2 tRNA genes are annotated in these 382 nt (G+C 44.8%); both read right to left on the bottom strand.

The features are described from left to right. Nucleotides 1-58: 58 nt before the first annotated feature. A tRNA-Ala gene (locus M997_RS17065) sits at nt 59-134 on the bottom strand. A 158-nt stretch (nt 135-292) separates the two neighbouring features. Next, nucleotides 293-369: transfer RNA gene (locus M997_RS17060), tRNA-Ile, on the bottom strand. Nucleotides 370-382 lie beyond the last annotated feature (13 nt).

Genomic DNA, 382 nt, shown 5'->3' with positions numbered 1-382 from the left:
AAAATAATTCGCAGTATACTATTGCTAATATACTCTGAATTATATTTTAAAGAGATTATGGTGGAGCTAAGCGGGATCGAACCGCTGACCTCCTGCGTGCAAGGCAGGCGCTCTCCCAGCTGAGCTATAGCCCCATAATGCATTCTTAATACCGATTTCGTTACTCAGGTTTCTTTCTTATTGGAAATGCTCCGCTAAGCAAGAATTGAGCCAATCGCAATGAAACAAGGCGTGGAGTCACGAAGTTTACATCAGTAAACGAGTGATTTCACAACGCAGTATCAATACGATTTGGTAGGCCTGAGTGGACTTGAACCACCGACCTCACCCTTATCAGGGGTGCGCTCTAACCACCTGAGCTACAAGCCTATACCGGTATTTC

The organism is Proteus hauseri ATCC 700826, assembly GCF_001654965.1.
Lineage (GTDB): Bacteria > Pseudomonadota > Gammaproteobacteria > Enterobacterales > Enterobacteriaceae > Proteus > Proteus hauseri.
This window is presented reverse-complemented; position numbering and strand designations above follow the sequence as displayed.